This is a genomic window from Prochlorococcus marinus subsp. pastoris str. CCMP1986 (assembly GCF_000011465.1).
In the GTDB taxonomy this organism is placed as follows: Bacteria; Cyanobacteriota; Cyanobacteriia; order PCC-6307; family Cyanobiaceae; genus Prochlorococcus_A; species Prochlorococcus_A pastoris.
The window spans coordinates 107,944-125,055 of sequence record NC_005072.1; the positions used below are offsets into that span (position 1 = coordinate 107,944).

A 17,112-nucleotide genomic window follows, 5' to 3' on the forward strand; every position below is an offset into this window, starting at 1 on the left:
CATTTTTAATAAAATTATATTAATAATATAAACAACTATCAGATTAATTAATTTCTATTTTATTTAAAAGGAATAGAATTATTTTCTAACTCAATTTCTTTCAAAGTTTGAAAATTAACTTCATTTAACCAAGGGGTAATTATATTTTTCATGTTTTTGTTAAACCATTTGTGAAAACTTTTAGCACCTTTTGCATAAAATCCTCTTCTTCTTTTATGTTTACCTCCTGCTCCAGGATCAAAACTTTCAATGTTATTTTTTATTGCCCACTCAATAGGCTGGTAATAGCATAATTCAAAATGTAAGTTAAGTACTTCTTCTTGACTACCCCAATATCTACCCCATATATATTTTTCATTTTTTATACACATTGACATTGCAATCGTACTTTCAGAATCATTTCTTGATGCACTAAAAAACAATAGATTTCTTTTATTTTCAAGAATGTTTTCAAAAAATTCAGAGGTAAGATATTTGCTACCCCAGACTCCCCATCTCAAACAATGTTGCTCGTAGAAATTATGCATTTTTTGGACCATTTCTAGATTTATATTCTCCTCTGTATGAATTTTGATCTCGAGGTTTTGTTTTGAAATTGATTTTCTTTCTTTTTTAATGTTTTTTCTTTGATTAGAGTTGAATCTGGATAAAAAATCATCAAATGTCTTTTCCCCATTATTCTTCCATTCACTACTTGTATTTATCCATTCCTGATATCCTAGGGATTTTAGATGTTTTCCCCAATCTTCGTTTACATATAAGAAATTGCAACTCAAGATATTATTTTGCAAAGCAAAGTCATCAATATGTTTTATTAATGAATTTGTAATCTCAATTTTATTTTTATTTTCTTTATATAAAAATTCGTATCCACTAATAGGGCTGTAAGGGCTCATCCCAATGAGCTTAGGATAATAATTTAAATTTAAATCTTGAGCTAATTTTGCAAAGGATTGATCAAAAATAAATTCTCCATAACTATGATTTTTAAGAAAAAGTGGAGCTATTCCGCATATTTCTTCATTTTCATAAGCAATAAAATATAAAGGTTGCCATCCAGTTTGTCTTGAGACACTTTTCGATAATTCAAGGTTATAGAGCCATTCCCATTCGTAAAATGGATTGTTGATTTCTTTTCTTAATTCATTCCATGTTTCTTTATTTATTTCTTGAATTGATAGTTTAATTTCAATTTTGTGCTCAATATGATTCATATTTTTTTACTTTAATCATCTTTAGTTTTTCTTGTGTAATGAATATATATTTCATTTCTATCTAATTCTTGAATCGATTTTATATTCCAAAATTGCTTTAAATTAAAAATTTTATTTGTTTGTTCAGTAGGTATCCATGTAAATTTCCCTCCAATGATTCTTGGGGCTATTGTAATTTTGATTTCATCAATCAAATCTTCTTTTATAAAAGAATTTATAAGATTTGCCCCACCAAGAAGTGCTAGACGATTGATTCCAGCTTTTTTAATACTTAACAAGGTTTTACTCCAGGAATTTTTGTAGAAAATTTCTTTATCAAAATCTTTAGTCTCTATTGCATCTTTTTTATTAGAGCTGATTAACCATCTTTTAATTGGTTGATTGAAATAATTCCAATCTTTTTTAAATTTTTTGCTATTGGAGGCCACTATAGAAATAGGCTGATTTTTTGAAATTTTTATTTCGCCATTTTTACAATGATTTTTTACTAAATATGTACTTTGATGAGCTTTTAGAGTTCCCAATCCAAAAATGGTAGCGTCAACTATTGATAAGTTTTCATCTAACATTCTCCTATCTTCCTTACTTCCAAGATGAGATTCACCTCCACTTGGGAAGGCAATCCTTCCATCTAAACTAGAAGCGATAATGATCGCTATGCTTGGAGTATTCAAGCTTGAGCAACTAAAGAGTTAGTAAGATTTTTTTGCAAAGAATTTGGTAAGCTTTGTTCAACATAAATTTCCGCAGCATTATTTGGGCTCTCTTGAAGTTTTACCTTGTGCAGATTTGCTCCAATTTTTTTAATCGGAGATGAGAGAATATCGGCAATGTGTAGTGCAATATTTTCACATGTTGGGACGCAAGTTTTAAAATATTCGATATCTTTGTTTAAGAAAGTATGATCAAATGGTTCAACTATAAGATCATCAATAATTGCTTGTAATGAAGGTAAATCACATATCATCCCAGTTCTTGGATCAATTTTTCCTCGGACTGTTACATCGAGAAAATAATTATGTCCATGTCCATTTACTCTGGCACATTTCCCATAAATCTTCTTGTTTTCATCAAGAGAAATCTCATCTTTTGCTAATCGGTGAGCAGCATTAAAATGACTTTGAATTGTTAATAAAGCTTCCATGTTTTTTCCATAGTAATCTGCCCATAAAGTTGGGCTTTCATAAATTCTTAAACTTGTAAGAGGTAGTTCATCTTTTAAACGATTCCAGATAACTTTAACTAGAGCCTCAGTCGTTGGAAGAATGCCTTCTTGACTATGAATATTAAATTCAGGCCATACGTCATTTAAAAAACGAAAATCTAATTGTCCAGTGACCTTACTCTTAATAGAATGTTTTACATCAGAAAGATTAAGGACCATTCCATCCGAGTCAAGTTTGCCCCCCATTGATACGATAAGTTCGTAATTATGGCCATGTCCTGGAGCTATACTACATTTCCCAAAAAGAGAGAAATTATCTTCTGAGCTTTTTTCAGGAAGCCAATAACGATGACTCGAACTAAAACAGGCACGTCGAGTTATGACGCATTCACGTCCCTGCCCATGTAATGGATTGGTATGTGTAAAAGTCATAAATGTCTGTAATAATACTATCTTAAGGTTTTATATACTCTTTTGTCTGTATGGAAAAATCTATTATTGAGAAAACAAACAAAATAATTCAAGGAAGAAGTATATATTTGATAGGTATGATGGCTAGTGGTAAATCTAAAACTGGTCCAGTATTAGCCGAGTTATTGAGGTATAAGTATATTGATCTGGATAAATTAATAGAGAATATAGCAAAAAAAACAATTAATGAGATGTTCCAGGAAGATGGAGAAAAAGCATTCCGAGAACTAGAAACAAATTGCTTAAAAGAAACAATTAAAATCCCTTCTTTAATCGTTTCTACTGGTGGAGGAATTATTTCTAAACCAGAAAACTGGGGTGTTTTAAGGCAAGGAATTATTATTTGGATTGACACAAAGCAAGAGATTGCTCTTGAGAGGTTGAAAAAAGATATTGAAAATAGACCTCTATTACAGGGAGAAGATTTAAGTGATTTATATAACCAAATTTTTCAATCTAGAAAAAATTTATATTCTCAGGCTGACTTAAGAGTTGAGGTTAATAACGAAGATGTTGAAGAAGTTGCAAAACAAATAGTTTATGGAATTTACAAAAAAATTATAAATTAATCAGGTTCCACTCTTACAGCAAACCATTTAATAACGAATCCAAATTTTATTTCTAATTCATAAGTACTTTCTAATAATTCTTCGAGAAATTCCTCATTGGAATAATCTTTTTTTTGATATATAGTTGATGAATCAACCTTATGAAGCCAATTTCTTAACCATAATATTGCTTCTTTTTTAGTTACTATTTTTTCTTTTGAATCTGGCTCTAATAATACAAAATGGTCTTCAGATCTTATTAATGGATTAGACATGATTAAAAATTTTTTAGGATTAATTATTTTTCTAATTATTCAAGTAATTTCTTTAGATAATGCATTTGCTTTCAATGATCATAATGTAAGAGAATTTTTAGATGAAAGAGAAAATTTATGGCCAGAATTATACTTACCAAATTTCAAATTTTCAAATACTTCAAGAGATTTAATTTATCCTAATTGGTTTGAGGGTAATTGGCTTGTTACTTCTCAAGATTTAGAAGATGAGTCTCAAGCACCAGTGATTTACAAAGTAAATTTTTTCAAAAATAATTTAAATCAAGTTATTGGTAATCGATCGAAAAATTCTGAGTCAATTGGTAAAGCGATATTTGGTGATACTTTGATTAAAGTTGTTAATGATCCTAAATCAATTAACAAACAAATTACTTATTTAAAAGATGATCTATATATTGATTCAAGGATCACAGGAAGAAATCAAATTAAAGATGATGATATGTTTTTTGCTGACGAATTAGTTATTCAAACTCTTCATAAACCAGGAGCATCTAGGGTTAATCAGGTCGAGACAATAAGTAAATTTCAAAAATGTAATCGTCATAATTCCAATTCAGAGAATACTTTAAAACCTAATATCTGCGGTTTTCAATATATTGCTACATACGGTTCAAAAGTTGGAGATCCCTCAGTGCATGCAATTAAAACTAGTAAATTTAAATTATCGTTTGAATTTATTGAGAGTTAGCACTAAAAAGATATTCTTCTATGTTGTTTCTCCAAATAAATATATTTTCTAAATAAGGATTATTTATGTATTCTTGACAACCTTCCCCTGAAAGAATTGGTCCCGATGATTTTGGAAATTTAAGAAGAGATAATTGTGCACTAATTGCAATATCAGCTATTGATAAATTATCGCCTATCAAATATTTTTTATTAATTAGGGCTTTAGATAAAGCCTCTAATATTTTTTGCAGTTCTAAATTGTCTTTGGTAGAAAAAACTACATTAGAAATTTTACTAAGATTTTTAAAAGGTAATTTATCAACTAAACCTTTTACTGAAGATGGTATTTCGTCTGGAAGTAAAGCAGTGCGTAGTTGTGGATTCTCTATTGCTGATTTAATCAGAGCTTTTCTACAAGTTGAAGCCATAGTAGTGTCAGCCCAATCTTCTATTAATTTGCATTGTGCAAACAATAAAGGATCTTTTGGAAAAAGTGGATTATTATCATTTTTTTTATTTATATATTCGCAAATAATTGTAGAGTCACTAATAATTTGATCATTATCATCAACAATTATTGGGACTTGTTTTTGACCTGATATCTTAAAGATTTCAAATTGACCTAAGCCTGGTGTAACTTCTTCAACTCTATATTGCAATTTCTTTGCGTGAAGAGCCATTCTTGTCTTTAAGCAAAAAGCGCTATGTCTAAATTGATATAATGTAATCATGCTGTTTAATGTTTGTTAAAACTTAGCTAAAAAAGTAATCAAATTGTGGAGCTAATGGGCCAATTTTTCTCTAATGTTGCAAGATATCCTAAGTATTTAATTTCTATTATTGCAGGAGGATTAGTTGCATTACTAGAACCTTTATTTAAAAATAGATCAAATCCATTAACATTAGTAGGTTTAATTTCTTCAGTAATAAGTGCCTTCATAACATTTTATTTCGTACTAAAAGCAATGACTAATCCAATCAACTTATAACAATAATGCCTAATAATTATCGGATTGCAAAAATTTCTTCTTTGTTGAAAAAAGAGATAACTCTTATTTTGCAGAATGATTTGGAAAATGATCTATTAAGGAGTAATTTTATTAATATTTCAAAAATAGAATTATCAGGAGATTTGCAATTTTGCAAGATTTATATAACTTCAACTGCTGAAGAAGCAATAAGAAAAGAAATTGTTGAAGAATTAAATCTTGCTAAGACCTATATCAGGCATACTTTAGGTCAAAGAATAGAGATGAGACGAGTACCAGAAATGACTTTTAAAGACGATACAGTATTAGAAAAAGGATTGTCGGTACTCAAGCTCCTTGCGGAATTAAAAAATAAAAAACATAATCAAGATTCAAAAGTTGAGGGAAATAATAAAAATGTCTGAGCTCTCTTTGAATCAAAAAAATATAATTATTACTCGATCAAAAGATAAGATATCTGATGTAAAAAAGTTATTCACTAATAAAGGAGCTCAAATATTTGATTTTCCAGCAATTGATGTTGGATATCCTGATGATTTAAATCCTCTTGATGATGCCTTAAGCGAAATTAACGATTTTCACTGGATTATTTTTACCAGTAGTAATGGAATACAATTTGTAGATGAGAGATTAAGAAATTTAAATACTTCATTAAAAGAATGTTCGAAGAAAATAAAAATTGCTGTAGTAGGGGAGAAAACTTCCTTAACTCTAAGCGATTTAGGTATTGAGGCTGATTTCGTCCCCCCAGAATTTGTAGCAGAAAGTTTAATTGAAAATTTTCCGGTATCAGGATATGGACTCAGAGTTTTTTTGCCAAGAGTTCAAACAGGAGGAAGGAATTTCATAGCTGATGAATTCAGGAATTCTGGTTCGCGTGTTGTAGAGGTTCCAGCCTATGAAACAAGATGTCCGGATTCAATTCCTATAGAAACAATAAATGCTATCTCTAACAGAAAAATTGATGCAATGGTTTTTTCAAGTGGTAAAACAGTATCAAATTCTTCTTTCTTGCTTGAAAAAGAATTTGGGGAAGAATGGTTAACCTATCTAGAAAATGCAAAATTATTAACTATTGGACCTCAAACTTCAAAAATATGTGGAAAAACTTTTGGCAGAGTTGATAAAGAGGCGGTTAAGTACACTTTTGAAGGATTATTAGATGCGGCAATTGATATTTTTAATTAGTTAATTCATTTTTGTAATTTTTTTCTACTAAATCTCGAAATCTATCAATATTTGCTTGTAATTCATTAGTTACCATTTTACCCAAAATTTTTTCTTCCATAAATCGAGCAATCATTCTAGGTAATTCATAGGTAACTGCTAAGTGTACCGATGTTAATTGGTCTCCTTTTGATTCAAAAATAACAGAACCCTGAGTTGGTAATCCTCCAATAGATTTCCATTTTAATTTATTTTTCTCAATCCTTTCTGTTATTTGTGCTTTCCATTTAAATTTGAATCCATTAGCAGCTAAAGTCCATTCAGTCAGATCAGGTAAAGTTGATGTCTCTTGATCAATTGTTTTTACCGATTCAATCCAGCTCATCCACAGAGACATGGAATCCAAATCACTCCAGGTGTTCCAAACGTTATCTAATGGCGCATTAACAATTGTAATTACGTCATGTTTAAGCCAAGTACCCATAGTTAGCTGACCGCAAGATTCTTTGCTAATTCAGCTTTCTTATCTAAAATTGCTGCTGCTGCTAGATGACCGCTCATAGTAGCCCCCTCCATTGAATCTATATAGTCTTGTTTTGTATAACTACCTGCCATAAAGAAATTTGATATTGAAGTCTTTTGATCAGGTCTATATGGGTCCATACCTGGAGATTCTCTATAAAGTGATTGTGGAACTTGTACGACATTACTCCAAAGTAATTTTAGATTTTTCGAAGAAGGAAATAGACGACGCACTTCAGAATCAATTTCTTTAGTGATTCTCTCTGTTGATCTACCCATCCAACGATCTCCAGGAGTCAAAACACATTGAAGTAAAGATCCCATTCCTTCCTTTCTATAATCTACGGGACTTGCTAAAGCTAAATCTGCGAAACAACTGAAAGATGCATCTGCTGAATATAAAAGATTATCTAAACCTGTAGGGTTTTGACTTTTGTTATCGTTATTTAATTCTGTAACCCATCCATCATATCTTAATTGAATTGTCGCTACTGCAACCGCTCTGAGTTTTTTTAAACCCTCAAACTCCTTAAATTGATACCATTCTTTAGGAACTATCTTTTTAATTCCAGGAACATCACAAGCAGCGAGAAATGTATCAGCAAATATAACCTTTGGGCCTTCAGGAGTGGATATTTTAAGTTGAGTGACCGAGTAAGAGGAAGATTCTTTTTCAAAAATAATTTCGTCCACCTTATGATTTAAGTGGATTTTGCATCCTTTTTTTGTTATGTAATCAACGATAGGTTTTGTAAGCCATTTATGAGGGGATCCTTTTAAAAGATTAAGTTTAGAGGCTTCAGTCTTAGATGCAAACATCATAAAAATAGTTAACATGCATCTTGCCGATATATCTTGACAATTTATGAAACCTAATGCGTATGCAATTGGATCCCACATCCTTTCAAGACTTCTTAAGCTTCCGCCATGATTTAAAAACCATTCTTTAAAGCTTATTTTATCTAAGTCTCTTATTATCTTCATTGCACCCTCGTAATCTACTAATCCTCTAACTATCGGACTGGTTCCTAAAGCTAATGCATTTCTTAACTTATCTACCCAAGTCAATTGTTCGGTAGTGAAAAAAGCCTTTAGACCGTTGAAAGGAGCTCCTAAGGCAAATCTAAAATCCAAAGATTTTAAATCACCACCTTTATTTACAAATAAATGAGTATGTTCTTTAGGAAGCAAATTATCTAATGCTCCAACTTTTTTCATGAGTTTAAAAAGATTTGCATAGTTATAAAAAAATACATGTAATCCCATCTCTATGTGGTTACCATCTTTATCTTCCCAACTTCCAACTTTTCCGCCCCAGAATGATCTGCTTTCGTAAATTTCTACTTCATGACCTTCATCAACTAGGTTAACTGCCGCTGTTAAACCCGCTAATCCAGAACCTACTATTGCTATTTTCACTTTTTTTATGAATTATAACAAATCAACTTTGTATATCGCTTGAAATATGCATGATGTATCTATATTTTTTATAGTGTAGTTATACGTTTATATGTATTTATGGAAAATGTAAAAATAGAAGAAAAAATAAAGACCTCAGATGACGGAAAGGGAATTTTAATAACCAATGATGCCATAGAGCAAATATCTTCTTTATTGAAGAATCAGACTGATAAGAAAGCTCTAAGAGTTGGGGTAAGATCTGGCGGATGCAGTGGTATGAGTTATACGATGGATTTTATTGGTGGAGATGAAATAAATGCAGATGATAAAGTATATGATTATTCATTAAGTTCCGAACAAACCTTCAAAGTAATATGCGACCCAAAAAGTCTTCTGTATATTTACGGCATGCAACTAGATTTCAGTAAAGATTTAATTGGTGGAGGTTTTAATTTCGTTAATCCTAATGCTTCACAAACTTGTGGCTGCGGAAGCTCTTTTGCAGTTTAGAAATAAATATGACAGATGACATTAATCCAATTGAATCTGATTTCAATGCTGCCTTATCTAGATATCAAGATGGCCAAGAGTTAATCCCAATTGCACAAGATTTTCAAAAAATCATTCAACAAATACCCAACCACTTTGCTGCTTGGACTTGTTTATCTTGGCTGCAGCTTCTATTGAAAAATAACGAAGAAGCATTAGCAGCAGCTAGAGAGGCGGTTCGCTTAAATCAGCAAGACCCGCAAGCAAGAATGAATTTGTCCTTAGCTCTTTTGGCTACAAATAATAAAGGTGTTAGAGACCATGTTGAATTAATTAAAAAAATGGCAATGATGATGCCTGATGTAAAGACAGAGTTAAAAGAGTCAGTTGAAGACGGATTTAATAGATATCCAAACTGGCCAGAATTAACCAAAATCAATAAATGGTTAGAATTTTAAATTGTCCAGAATTTTACTATTAAGTAATGGACATGGAGAAGATTTATCTGGTAGTTTATTAGCCAAATATTTTGTAAAGAAAGGTGATCTTGTTGATGCACTACCTATTGTGGGTGATGGTGAAAATTATAAAAAAGAAAATATAAGAATAATTGGTAAAACCAAAAAATTTAGAACTGGTGGTATTGGTTATAATTCTTTTAGTGGAAGAATATTCGAAATATTTGGAGGACAAATAATTTACTTTTTTAAAAAATTATATTTGTCTTATAAATTAAAAAATAAATATGATTTCTATTTAGTAATTGGAGATATAGTTCCTGTTTTTTTTGCATGGTTTGCAAAAAAAGATTTTTTTACATATTTAGTAGCGTACTCTAGTCACTATGAGGGAAAATTGAAATTACCTTGGCCCTGTAAATTTTTTTTAATCTCAAAATATGCAAAAAAAATATATGCTAGGGATTTTCTAACAGCAGATGATTTATCTCAACAATTAAGAAAAAAAGTATCTTTTTTAGGTAATCCATTTATGGATAAGTTTTCTTTTTTTGAAAATAAACCGAAAATCGTCCCTTTTAATATTGGTTTATTTCCTGGAAGCAGATTTCCTGAACTTTTAGATAATTTGAAATTGATTTTAGAAGTTTTAGAGACAATGTCTAAGTTGCAATATTTTGAGAATATTGCATTCAAGTTTGCCATAGTAAAAGCTCTTTCTATGGAAGAAATTAGGCAGATACTAAATCAACGAAAATGGATTTACATAGAAAAAAAAGGAAAAAATGATGGTCTAGAATTTACATTTGGATTCATTACGATTAATTTGAACTGGAATTTGTTTGAAGAAATATTATTTGAAAGTAATTTCGTAATAAGTATGGCTGGAACTGCATCAGAGCAGGCAATCGGTTTAGCAAAGCCAGTTATTCAAATTGAAGGTAACGGTCCACAATTTACAAAATCTTTTGCAGAAGCTCAAAGAAGATTACTTGGTAGATATGTTTTTTGTTCTACCAATTATATTAATAAGAAAGATCAAATAAATCAGACAATAAATCTAATCCTTAAAGTTATTTATCTGATAAAGCTAGACAAAAAGTTTTTGGTTTCTTGTCTTGATAATGCAAATCTAAGAATCGGAGAGAGTAATTCATGCCTTAAGATAATTAATGATATAAAAGGGTTTCATGAAAAATGACTAAGCAGAAATCAGAATCAAAGTTGAGAGTGATTATTGATAATTTTTTATTGATAAATTTATTCGTTGTTATTTTTTTTGCAATATTTTTTATTTTTGCAGTAATTATGCAAATTAATGGAGTATTTATTTTCCTTAATATTTTTCAGAATCTTTGGAATCCACTCATCACACCTTTAATCACTATTTTAATTGTAAGTGCGGTAGTTAATGGCATTAATTCTTGGTGGAGGCGTAAATGGCTTTCTCAAGAAGAGGATATTTAAATTTATATACTTTTTCTTGTAATTTAATACTGATCACTTTTTGGCCATCTAGTACTAATTTTGCTCCATCACCTAATAATAATTTCAGTATTGATCCTGGCACTGGAAGTAGATCTGGTCTTTTGAGGCATCTACCTAAAGTTTTGGAGAAATACTTCATTAATACTGGCTCCGGTGCAACAGCGTTATATACCCCGGAAAATTGTTTATCTACTAGTGCTTTAATTATTAATCCACATAAATCACTTCTATGAATCCAACTCATCCATTGATTCCCATCTCCGATTGGACCTCCCAGTCCAATTTTAAATACTGGAAGCATTTTTCCTAGTGCACCTCCTTCTGCTTCTAAGACTATTCCGATTCTGAAAATTACTAATCTTGAGAAAAATGGTTTTCCGTTCGCAACTTCCTCCCATTTATTGCAAAGGTTGGCTAAAAAATCTTTACCACTCTGACTATTTTCATTGAACTCTTGAGTTAAGCTTGTCCCATAAAAACCTATTGCCGAACCATTTACTATGACTTTTGGATTGATTCTCGATTTTTTCAGGGTTTCCATCAAAAACTTAGTTGTATTAATCCTGCTTTTTTTTATCTCTTCTTTTTGAATATCAGTCCATTTTTTATCTGCTATTGGTTCACCTATTAAATTAATTATCCCATCAGAATCTTTTAAATTACTTAATAGATTTTCATTGCTCCAATTTTGTTTTTTTGAAAGATCTATTTTAAGAAATTTAAATTTATCTAGCGGAATATTTATCTTCAAATTATTAATATTTTTTCTACTGATAATGCAAAGTTCGTGGCCTTCTTTGAGTAAAGCTGGGACTAACTCTTTCCCCACAAAACCCGTACATCCAAGGAGTAGCAGACGCATATTTTTAATTATGTAATAAATCTAGACTATTTAAATTTTGTATCAATTGTAATTATTATGGTGTAATCAATTTAAAAAAAATTAATGAAAAAAGTTTTTTGTATAATAAATTTTGAAATCTAAATAAATTAATAAATCTCATCATGACTGAGTCGATACCCAAGAAGCCTCTTAAGAAAGGAAGCTTAGTCTTTATAGATAAAAGTATTTATGATGGAAGTGTCGAAGCATTAGCTAGTGATCAAGATTTACCTAGTTATATATTTGAAGGCCCTGGGGAAATTCTAAGTATTAAAGAAGAATATGCTCAAGTAAGGTGGCGTCGTCCAGTACCAGATGTTTGGTTTAAATTAGACCAAATTAAAGAATATATAGTTTCAGAATAGTTATTCAGGAAATTATAGATTTTTTATCATAAGCCATTTTTGATTGGATTCTTTTTGCTTCTTTCATCATTTCTTTTCCATCAAATAAATAATCATCTACATATCCTTGTGTGTACTTATCAAGTTCTGATAAAGCATCTTTAACTTGAGAAAAACAATGATAAAGATCTAAACCTAAAGAGGATATTGGATTGGGCACAGATATTGACTTATAAAGCTTATCAACTTTTTCAATTTTTCTTTGGGAAACAGTGATGTAACTGCAAAAATTATCCATCAATTCATCATCATATGGATCAGCAGATAGTTCCTTAATTTCTTGACTCAGAGGTTTGATTATTTGGGTAATAAATCTATTGGTAGGATTATAAATATTTTTAATCCAATTTTTAACTTCATTATCTTTTATTGTAGAACTATATTTTGTTGTATTAACTTTCTCTTCCCAATTTTCATTTCTGAAATTAGATGATTGTTTTAATGAAAATAGGGTTTTATCATATTGTTCTTTTTTAAAAGGATCATTAAGAGTCTCCCATGCATTTTGTATTGCAAGAAACCTATCTTTTTCACCTCCTGCATCGGGGTGATGTTGTTTAACTAAGCGACGATAAGAAGATTTAATTTCACCTTGAGTTGCATTTTCCTTTACCTCTAATTCTTTATAAAGATTTTTGATCATATCTAAATATCCTTGCCTATAGATAACCGTCTTTTCTAGCTTTTATTGCAGTGTTTGATTCAAACATTGCTGTAGATAAGTATCTTTCACCAAAACTCGGAAGAATCACTATTAATCTTTGATTAATAAGCTCTTTCCTTTGACCTATTTTGATTGTTGCTGCCAAAGCAGCTCCGCTACTAATTCCTGATAAAAGACCCTCTAATCGAGCTAATAACCTCCCATAATAAAATGCTTCTTCATCATCTATCTTAAAAATTTCATCTATTAAATGAGTGTCAAGTACCTTAGGAACGAAGCCTGCACCAATCCCCTGGATAGAATGAGAACCAGCTTTTTCTCCTGAAATTACAGCGCTTTTTGCGGGCTCTACTGCATATATTTTGCAATTTGGATTAACTTTTTTTAGAAATCGAGAACATCCAGTTATGGTTCCTCCAGTACCAACTCCAGAAACTAATCCATCAATAGTTTGATTAGATTGATCCCAAATTTCTTTAGCTGTGGTCCTTTCATGAATTTCTGGATTTGCAAGATTTTCAAACTGGTTAAACTGAAAGCTATTTGGAATACTTGAAGATAATTCACTTGCTAAATCTAGAGCACCGTTCATTCCTTCTTTGCCAGGAGTGAGTTGTAATTCTGCCCCATATGCTCTTAGCATTGCCCTTCTCTCAATACTCATAGTATCTGGCATAGTTAATATCAATCTATAACCTTTAGCTGCTGCAACCATTGCTAAAGCAATTCCAGTATTTCCACTTGTTGCCTCAATTAATGTTGTTTTCCCAGGTAAAATTAAACCATCTTTTTCGGCTGAATTTAACATCGAATAAGCAATACGATCTTTGACAGATGCTGATGGATTAAAACTTTCAAGTTTCGCTATTATTTCTGGATGACAATTACAGTATTTTTTTATGCGATCTAATTTTACTAATGGTGTTTTGCCAACTAAAGAAGTAATATCACCTGCTATTTCCATGGAAAAATTTTTACAAAATTAAATTTGTTCATTATTATTTTAAATGTATTTATACGTCTTTTATAAAAAAATTTTAAATTGAACTTAATTTCAAAACAACTTCTTAGAAAAGATTGTTCTATAGTTTGTTTATAATATAAAATTTACAATTCTTTTATGTATTCTCTTGAAATAAGTCTAAGATATTCCCCCTTTCCCCTTTCAATTCAGAAGAAAGAGTATGAGGATATTAAAAGAATCTATGATGAAATCAAAGATTCTATGAATAGTGATAACCAAAACTCCCCTTTAATCGAATTAAGTTGTGAAAAAGTTCAAGATAAATTGATAACTGTTCTTGCTAAAGAAGTTATTTCTGTTCAGATATATGAAAAGTCAGCAGTTGCTGGTGGATCAAAAAGACCTGGATTTTCCTTAGATATTTAGAATGATCGAGATCGAGGATACTTTGCAAAATGGAGTACCTAATGTAACTTTCAAAAATGTGAGTTTTTCATGGCCAGGAAAAAATGAGCATGTAATAAATAATTGTAATTTTTCTATTAATAAAACTGGGTTATGGATGATTGTTGGTAAAAATGGGAGCGGAAAGAGTACCTTGCTTAAGTTAATTAATGGACTTCTAATACCAAGCAATGGAGTCATAAATAAATTAGCGAACATTGGGATGGTTTTTCAGAATCCTGATCATCAAATATTAATGCCAAACTGTAGGAGTGAACTTCTTCTGAATATTAATCAAAATTTAAGTAGAAAAGATATTTCAAATAAAATTGACATTGCTCTAAACAAGGTTGGATTAGCTGGATTTGATAAAAGGTCGATTCATACATTAAGTGGCGGTCAAAAACAACGTTTAACTATTGCATCTTCATTGATAAGTGATAAGAATTTCATTCTTATGGATGAGCCCACAGCTCTATTAGATAGTTCTAGTCAATTAGCAGTTTTAGAAATAATTAAGGGCCTTACAAAGAATAAAAGAAACCCATTCACTGCTTTATGGATTACTCATCGTTTAGAGGAATTAAGTTATGCAGATGCAGTTGCAGAGATGAAGAATGGAAATTTATCAGATTGGCAGAAACCATTTAACTTTCAATATAATTAAGGTTTACCCCTTGTCATAAGGTACATGTAAGAGTTAAATTTTTATATGTTCCTCGGTAGCTCAGCGGTAGAGCGATCGACTGTTAATCGATTGGTCGCAGGTTCGAATCCCGCCCGGGGAGTTCCTTTTCATAAACGTTATCGTGTCATAAGACCCCATAAGGGTCTTTTTTATTGGCATGTCTTGCAATATTGCAAAAACCATTAGATCACACACGTCCATAATAAGTCGCTTTTTTTATGTGTTTTGTGTTTTTTTATGTGTTTTAGCTCTTTGTAAAAATGTGATTTTATTATTCAACTTATTTGACCATTTGTAATTGACAGTCAATCTAAAATTTAGAATAAACATCTATTTTATATGGTGTATTCAGGTGACATTTAGAGAACGCTAGAATGATATCGAATTTCAGTTACATCAAAATTCAAAATTTTTTTCGGACATGAAAAAACTTGTATACCTTTTTCTTATATTGATGTGTTTTACCAGTGGTAATTCATACTCATGGGAAAAGGTACCTGTTCCAGACTCTGTAGATAAAAAAACAAAATCTCCTTGGAATTTTTCTGAAGACTTTGAAAATCAAGAAGAAGGAAGACTGAGAACTAACAAATTTCTCATCAACGATAAGGGGGCAGGTCTCAAACCATTTTTAATTAAGGAAGATCCTGATGGTAATAAGTATCTTGCGGTGACAGTGAAACATGGATGGAATCATGATCCTAAGAAAAAAAGAGGAGAAGAAACTGAAAGAGCAGAATTTCAGACAAGACCAAAAAGAGCTGTAGGTAAAGAAATGTGGATAAGTTTCAAAACAAGACTTCCACAGGATTTTACTCATATCGACGACAGAGTATTATTTTTTCAATTCAAAAACCAATTTGAACAAATGGGAAGGAGTCCTCTTTTAGGATTACGTTATTATAAAAATGGAAATAGATTACAAATAGGGGGAGATACCGGAGGAAATCCAAGGAAATCTATGAGTCGGGAGGAAAGGTATGTTCACCACATCGGAACAAAGTATAAAAACAAAGGGGGAAATTGGATTGTGCGTTGGGAAAAAGATAGAAGGGAAGGTAAAATCAGAGATGAAGATGATTTCAAACTCACAACGAACGAACCAGTGAGTGTAACTCCATTAGGTGAATGGAGCACATATAAGATTGGAATTTATAATACAAAGAATGATGATGGTTTTGTAAAAGTTTATAAAGATAACCAATTGATGTTTGATTATAAGGGTGTCACCTTTGATTGGCGTGGACGTTATAAAGGAAGTTATATCAGAATCGGTATCTATCGAGATTCAGGAAAACAATTTGGAATCGAATACCCCGATCAAACTATTCACTTTGATGATTTCATTGTTGTTTCAGATGAAAAGACTTTAGATCAGATACTCAATAGGTAATCTGCGATCTTTTGATGAGCAGGTTCAAGTAGGTAAAATCCATTGACAAAATTGAAGTTAGAAGGAAATAGCAACATAAAAAATGACCCCATAAAATGTGTTTTTTTATGTGTTTTCCAAGAGGGATATTTGTAATTTGGGCGACTATGCCTGTCTATGAACGCTTATGAAATATCAAACCGACTTGCGCCCGGGGAGTTTATTTTCTCCTAAATAAGAGATATTGAGATCTTCGGGTCTCTTTTTTTACGTAAAATACAACTAACTAAAGGGAAAAACTTTAAAAGCGCCTCATAACCTACTTTTAAAGAGTTAATCATCCCACATGTCTTGTTTATTCTGTTCGATATTATTTTTTTCAAGCAACTCTAATCTATGCTCTTTTGAATCTTCTTCAAAATTTTGTAAGTTTTCGTTGTTTGCAAATTTTTGTTGAATCTCCAAAATTATAATTTCAAATTGATCGCCATAAAATTTAGACATTTCCATCCATGCTTCCATTTCCTCCTCTTTTCCAATTGTGTCGTTTATCTGATGGCTAATTATTTCTAAAACAAATTCTTTTAACTCTTTATGGCTCATGCATTCAACTTTTTTTTGAATATAAAGTTCTTTTAGATGTTGTAACTGCTTTTTAGATAAATCGGTGTAAGTAATAGATTTCTTTTTCATAAATATTCAGTTTGTTTTTATAATAAAGTTAACAATTAGTATCTAAAAAAGATTTTGAGTCACAAATAATTTACATAATATTCTACGAAAAAAATTTAGTTTAAAAATAAAAGATTTAAATTG

At 30.8% G+C, this 17,112-nt stretch carries 24 protein-coding genes and 1 tRNA gene; 14 read left to right on the top strand and 11 right to left on the bottom strand.

Features of this window, described 5'->3' with window-relative positions; genetic code table 11:
• Positions 1-59: 59 nt before the first annotated feature.
• From TX50_RS00555 to TX50_RS00565, 3 genes are read right to left on the bottom strand one after another with little or no spacing between them, the layout of a single operon-like run.
• The gene (locus TX50_RS00555; protein ID WP_011131743.1) at positions 60-1,214 is read right to left on the bottom strand and encodes a GNAT family N-acetyltransferase; all 1,155 of its coding nucleotides are present in this window, start codon (positions 1,212-1,214) and stop codon (positions 60-62) included.
• Between the two features lie 11 nt (positions 1,215-1,225).
• Positions 1,226-1,888, bottom strand: a complete 663-nt coding sequence (locus TX50_RS00560; protein WP_011131744.1) for a RibD family protein — start codon at positions 1,886-1,888, stop codon at positions 1,226-1,228.
• Entirely contained in the window at positions 1,885-2,811 is a 927-nt protein-coding gene (locus tag TX50_RS00565; protein WP_011131745.1) for a 6-pyruvoyl trahydropterin synthase family protein, read from the bottom strand. The genes TX50_RS00560 and TX50_RS00565 overlap by 4 nt, the downstream gene beginning before the upstream one ends.
• A 50-nt stretch (positions 2,812-2,861) precedes the next feature.
• On the opposite strand from TX50_RS00565, the gene TX50_RS00570 reads away from it, so the two are divergent.
• A complete protein-coding gene (locus TX50_RS00570) occupies positions 2,862-3,419 on the top strand; it encodes a shikimate kinase (RefSeq protein WP_011131746.1) in 558 nt (185 codons plus the stop codon).
• Here TX50_RS00570 and TX50_RS00575 read toward each other — a convergent pair.
• Complete coding sequence (locus TX50_RS00575) at positions 3,416-3,673, bottom strand: chlororespiratory reduction protein 7 (protein WP_011131747.1); 258 nt, start codon at positions 3,671-3,673, stop codon at positions 3,416-3,418. The two genes, TX50_RS00570 and TX50_RS00575, sit on opposite strands and share 4 nt — an antisense overlap.
• On the opposite strand from TX50_RS00575, the gene TX50_RS00580 reads away from it, so the two are divergent.
• Positions 3,672-4,382: a DUF6816 family protein gene (locus TX50_RS00580; RefSeq protein ID WP_011131748.1), complete on the top strand. Its 711-nt coding sequence runs from the start codon at positions 3,672-3,674 to the stop codon at positions 4,380-4,382. The two genes, TX50_RS00575 and TX50_RS00580, sit on opposite strands and share 2 nt — an antisense overlap.
• Here the strand turns inward: TX50_RS00580 and TX50_RS00585 are convergent.
• Positions 4,369-5,094, bottom strand: coding sequence for a glutathione S-transferase family protein (locus tag TX50_RS00585; protein WP_011131749.1), 726 nt, complete (start codon positions 5,092-5,094; stop codon positions 4,369-4,371). The two genes, TX50_RS00580 and TX50_RS00585, sit on opposite strands and share 14 nt — an antisense overlap.
• Positions 5,095-5,148: 54 nt before the next feature.
• Between TX50_RS00585 and TX50_RS09230 the strand changes: the two genes are divergently transcribed.
• The 3 genes from TX50_RS09230 to TX50_RS00595 are packed head-to-tail and all read left to right on the top strand — an operon-like array spanning position 5,149 to position 6,540.
• The gene (locus TX50_RS09230) at positions 5,149-5,352 is read left to right on the top strand and encodes a DUF751 family protein (RefSeq protein WP_071812981.1); all 204 of its coding nucleotides are present in this window, start codon (positions 5,149-5,151) and stop codon (positions 5,350-5,352) included.
• Positions 5,353-5,357: 5 nt separating this feature from the next.
• The gene (rbfA, locus tag TX50_RS00590) at positions 5,358-5,756 is read left to right on the top strand and encodes a 30S ribosome-binding factor RbfA (RefSeq protein WP_011131751.1); all 399 of its coding nucleotides are present in this window, start codon (positions 5,358-5,360) and stop codon (positions 5,754-5,756) included.
• Entirely contained in the window at positions 5,749-6,540 is a 792-nt protein-coding gene (locus tag TX50_RS00595) for a uroporphyrinogen-III synthase (protein WP_036930414.1), read from the top strand. Before rbfA ends, TX50_RS00595 begins: the two co-directional genes overlap by 8 nt.
• On the opposite strand, the gene TX50_RS00600 is transcribed toward TX50_RS00595, so the two are convergent.
• Both TX50_RS00600 and zds read right to left on the bottom strand, forming a co-directional pair.
• The gene (locus TX50_RS00600; RefSeq protein WP_011131753.1) at positions 6,533-7,003 is read right to left on the bottom strand and encodes an SRPBCC family protein; all 471 of its coding nucleotides are present in this window, start codon (positions 7,001-7,003) and stop codon (positions 6,533-6,535) included. The two genes, TX50_RS00595 and TX50_RS00600, sit on opposite strands and share 8 nt — an antisense overlap.
• A 2-nt stretch (positions 7,004-7,005) precedes the next feature.
• Positions 7,006-8,460 (bottom strand): 9,9'-di-cis-zeta-carotene desaturase, encoded by a 1,455-nt coding sequence (gene zds, locus TX50_RS00605; protein ID WP_011131754.1) that lies wholly within the window; start codon positions 8,458-8,460, stop codon positions 7,006-7,008.
• A gap of 99 nt (positions 8,461-8,559) precedes the next feature.
• On the opposite strand from zds, the gene TX50_RS00610 reads away from it, so the two are divergent.
• The 4 genes from TX50_RS00610 to TX50_RS00625 are packed head-to-tail and all read left to right on the top strand — an operon-like array spanning position 8,560 to position 10,856.
• Positions 8,560-8,952: a HesB/IscA family protein gene (locus tag TX50_RS00610; RefSeq protein WP_011131755.1), complete on the top strand. Its 393-nt coding sequence runs from the start codon at positions 8,560-8,562 to the stop codon at positions 8,950-8,952.
• Between the two features lie 8 nt (positions 8,953-8,960).
• Positions 8,961-9,389: a tetratricopeptide repeat protein gene (locus tag TX50_RS00615; RefSeq protein ID WP_011131756.1), complete on the top strand. Its 429-nt coding sequence runs from the start codon at positions 8,961-8,963 to the stop codon at positions 9,387-9,389.
• Position 9,390: 1 nt separating this feature from the next.
• Complete coding sequence (locus TX50_RS00620; RefSeq protein WP_011131757.1) at positions 9,391-10,590, top strand: lipid-A-disaccharide synthase-related protein; 1,200 nt, start codon at positions 9,391-9,393, stop codon at positions 10,588-10,590.
• The gene (locus TX50_RS00625; RefSeq protein ID WP_011131758.1) at positions 10,587-10,856 is read left to right on the top strand and encodes a hypothetical protein; all 270 of its coding nucleotides are present in this window, start codon (positions 10,587-10,589) and stop codon (positions 10,854-10,856) included. Before TX50_RS00620 ends, TX50_RS00625 begins: the two co-directional genes overlap by 4 nt.
• Here the strand turns inward: TX50_RS00625 and TX50_RS00630 are convergent.
• Positions 10,807-11,739 carry a TIGR01777 family oxidoreductase gene (locus TX50_RS00630; RefSeq protein ID WP_011131759.1) on the bottom strand — a complete coding sequence of 311 codons (933 nt, stop codon included), beginning with the start codon at positions 11,737-11,739 and terminating at the stop codon, positions 10,807-10,809. The genes TX50_RS00625 and TX50_RS00630 overlap by 50 nt on opposite strands.
• A 143-nt stretch (positions 11,740-11,882) precedes the next feature.
• Between TX50_RS00630 and TX50_RS00635 the strand changes: the two genes are divergently transcribed.
• On the top strand, positions 11,883-12,125 hold the full coding sequence (locus tag TX50_RS00635; RefSeq protein ID WP_011131760.1) for an NAD(P)H-quinone oxidoreductase subunit O: 243 nt from the start codon (positions 11,883-11,885) through the stop codon (positions 12,123-12,125).
• A gap of 4 nt (positions 12,126-12,129) precedes the next feature.
• Here TX50_RS00635 and TX50_RS00640 read toward each other — a convergent pair whose 3' ends face one another.
• Positions 12,130-12,807 (bottom strand): J domain-containing protein, encoded by a 678-nt coding sequence (locus TX50_RS00640; protein WP_011131761.1) that lies wholly within the window; start codon positions 12,805-12,807, stop codon positions 12,130-12,132.
• Positions 12,808-12,823: 16 nt separating this feature from the next.
• Complete coding sequence (gene cysK, locus TX50_RS00645) at positions 12,824-13,792, bottom strand: cysteine synthase A (RefSeq protein ID WP_011131762.1); 969 nt, start codon at positions 13,790-13,792, stop codon at positions 12,824-12,826.
• Between the two features lie 156 nt (positions 13,793-13,948).
• Here cysK and TX50_RS00650 point away from each other — a divergent pair, with 156 nt between their 5' ends.
• The 4 genes from TX50_RS00650 to TX50_RS00665 all read left to right on the top strand — a co-directional run bounded on the left by TX50_RS00650 (position 13,949) and on the right by TX50_RS00665 (position 16,317).
• Positions 13,949-14,218 carry a hypothetical protein gene (locus tag TX50_RS00650; protein ID WP_011131763.1) on the top strand — a complete coding sequence of 90 codons (270 nt, stop codon included), beginning with the start codon at positions 13,949-13,951 and terminating at the stop codon, positions 14,216-14,218.
• A 1-nt stretch (position 14,219) separates the two neighbouring features.
• A complete protein-coding gene (locus tag TX50_RS00655) occupies positions 14,220-14,903 on the top strand; it encodes an ABC transporter ATP-binding protein (protein ID WP_011131764.1) in 684 nt (227 codons plus the stop codon).
• A 49-nt stretch (positions 14,904-14,952) separates the two neighbouring features.
• Positions 14,953-15,024, top strand: a tRNA-Asn gene (locus TX50_RS00660).
• A gap of 321 nt (positions 15,025-15,345) precedes the next feature.
• A complete protein-coding gene (locus TX50_RS00665; protein ID WP_036930376.1) occupies positions 15,346-16,317 on the top strand; it encodes a heparin lyase I family protein in 972 nt (323 codons plus the stop codon).
• Positions 16,318-16,629: 312 nt separating this feature from the next.
• Here the strand turns inward: TX50_RS00665 and TX50_RS00670 are convergent, their stop codons facing one another.
• Positions 16,630-16,989, bottom strand: coding sequence for a DUF7326 family protein (locus tag TX50_RS00670; protein ID WP_011131766.1), 360 nt, complete (start codon positions 16,987-16,989; stop codon positions 16,630-16,632).
• Positions 16,990-17,112 lie beyond the last annotated feature (123 nt).

What these genes read in the sequence shown, in the direction of transcription:
- TX50_RS00655 (WP_011131764.1), top strand. Translation starts at nt 14,220, where the DNA reads ATGATCGAGATCGAGGATACTTTGCAAAATGGAGTACCTAATGTAACT.
- TX50_RS00575 (WP_011131747.1), bottom strand. Translation starts at nt 3,673, where the DNA reads ATGTCTAATCCATTAATAAGATCTGAAGACCATTTTGTATTATTAGAG.
- TX50_RS00600 (WP_011131753.1), bottom strand. Translation starts at nt 7,003, where the DNA reads ATGGGTACTTGGCTTAAACATGACGTAATTACAATTGTTAATGCGCCA.
- TX50_RS09230 (WP_071812981.1), top strand. Translation starts at nt 5,149, where the DNA reads ATGGGCCAATTTTTCTCTAATGTTGCAAGATATCCTAAGTATTTAATT.
- TX50_RS00570 (WP_011131746.1), top strand. Translation starts at nt 2,862, where the DNA reads ATGGAAAAATCTATTATTGAGAAAACAAACAAAATAATTCAAGGAAGA.
- cysK (WP_011131762.1), bottom strand. Translation starts at nt 13,792, where the DNA reads ATGGAAATAGCAGGTGATATTACTTCTTTAGTTGGCAAAACACCATTA.
- TX50_RS00640 (WP_011131761.1), bottom strand. Translation starts at nt 12,807, where the DNA reads ATGATCAAAAATCTTTATAAAGAATTAGAGGTAAAGGAAAATGCAACT.
- TX50_RS00595 (WP_036930414.1), top strand. Translation starts at nt 5,749, where the DNA reads ATGTCTGAGCTCTCTTTGAATCAAAAAAATATAATTATTACTCGATCA.
- TX50_RS00565 (WP_011131745.1), bottom strand. Translation starts at nt 2,811, where the DNA reads ATGACTTTTACACATACCAATCCATTACATGGGCAGGGACGTGAATGC.
- TX50_RS00665 (WP_036930376.1), top strand. Translation starts at nt 15,346, where the DNA reads ATGAAAAAACTTGTATACCTTTTTCTTATATTGATGTGTTTTACCAGT.
- TX50_RS00580 (WP_011131748.1), top strand. Translation starts at nt 3,672, where the DNA reads ATGATTAAAAATTTTTTAGGATTAATTATTTTTCTAATTATTCAAGTA.
- TX50_RS00670 (WP_011131766.1), bottom strand. Translation starts at nt 16,989, where the DNA reads ATGAAAAAGAAATCTATTACTTACACCGATTTATCTAAAAAGCAGTTA.
- TX50_RS00615 (WP_011131756.1), top strand. Translation starts at nt 8,961, where the DNA reads ATGACAGATGACATTAATCCAATTGAATCTGATTTCAATGCTGCCTTA.
- TX50_RS00625 (WP_011131758.1), top strand. Translation starts at nt 10,587, where the DNA reads ATGACTAAGCAGAAATCAGAATCAAAGTTGAGAGTGATTATTGATAAT.
- TX50_RS00650 (WP_011131763.1), top strand. Translation starts at nt 13,949, where the DNA reads ATGTATTCTCTTGAAATAAGTCTAAGATATTCCCCCTTTCCCCTTTCA.
- TX50_RS00635 (WP_011131760.1), top strand. Translation starts at nt 11,883, where the DNA reads ATGACTGAGTCGATACCCAAGAAGCCTCTTAAGAAAGGAAGCTTAGTC.
- TX50_RS00555 (WP_011131743.1), bottom strand. Translation starts at nt 1,214, where the DNA reads ATGAATCATATTGAGCACAAAATTGAAATTAAACTATCAATTCAAGAA.
- rbfA (WP_011131751.1), top strand. Translation starts at nt 5,358, where the DNA reads ATGCCTAATAATTATCGGATTGCAAAAATTTCTTCTTTGTTGAAAAAA.
- TX50_RS00585 (WP_011131749.1), bottom strand. Translation starts at nt 5,094, where the DNA reads ATGATTACATTATATCAATTTAGACATAGCGCTTTTTGCTTAAAGACA.
- TX50_RS00610 (WP_011131755.1), top strand. Translation starts at nt 8,560, where the DNA reads ATGGAAAATGTAAAAATAGAAGAAAAAATAAAGACCTCAGATGACGGA.
- TX50_RS00630 (WP_011131759.1), bottom strand. Translation starts at nt 11,739, where the DNA reads ATGCGTCTGCTACTCCTTGGATGTACGGGTTTTGTGGGGAAAGAGTTA.